The organism is Phocaeicola sp. RTP21198st1_B8_RTP21198_201120 (genome assembly GCF_040929485.1).
Lineage (GTDB): Bacteria > Bacteroidota > Bacteroidia > Bacteroidales > Bacteroidaceae > Phocaeicola > Phocaeicola dorei.
On sequence record NZ_JBCOCI010000166.1, the window covers coordinates 1 to 772 of the forward strand.

Genomic DNA, 772 nt, shown 5'->3' on the forward strand with positions numbered 1-772 from the left:
GATTTTCAATGTTCCGCGTGGTCAGTGTAATCCGCACTTAACTTTTTCTTGTAAAAACAATCTCTTTGTGATAGAAACAAACGAGATTTAACTACCTTTGTTGGCTGTATAAGATTATTAACTACTTTTTTAAATATAACAATGACAGAACATTTGAAACAGAAATTGAATGACTCCGCCGTACTCCGATGGAGTGTTCTAGCATTGGTCGCATTTACTATGCTATGCGGCTATTTCCTCACCGACGTAATGTCTCCTCTAAAACCCATGCTTGAGAAAGAACTACTATGGGACAGTCTTGATTATGGTTTCTTCACAAGTGCTTACGGGTGGTTTAATGTATTCCTATTGATGCTGATCTTCGGTGGTATCATTTTGGATAAGATGGGAGTTCGTTTCACCGGAATGGGGGCTTGCTTATTGATGGTGTTTGGTTGTGGATTGGGATATGCTATCTTTGGTGTAGGTGTGGAGATTGCTGGTATCACTGTTTCCAAGATTATAGTGAAATGGTTCAAGGGCAAGGAAATGGCATTGGCTATGGGACTTGAAATGGCTACGGCACGTATCGGAACAACTCTGGCGATGGTATTGACAGTTCCTTTGGCAGACTTTTTCGGATCTACGGATGAGAGTGGCACATTCCATACAAATATTCCTGCTCCGATTTTGTTTTGTCTGATTATGTTGTGCGTGGGTACGATTGCTTTTTTCCTTTATACTTTCTATGATAAGAAGTTGGATGCTTCTTTGGATGCAGAGGGATTGGAAC

Annotated in this window: 1 protein-coding gene; it reads left to right on the plus strand. The window is 40.5% G+C overall.

Annotation, left to right across the window (positions count from 1 at the left end):
- Positions 1–141 precede the first annotated feature (141 nt).
- A partial coding sequence (locus AB5935_RS23890; protein WP_410525542.1) for an MFS transporter occupies positions 142–772 on the plus strand: 631 nt, incomplete at its 3' end.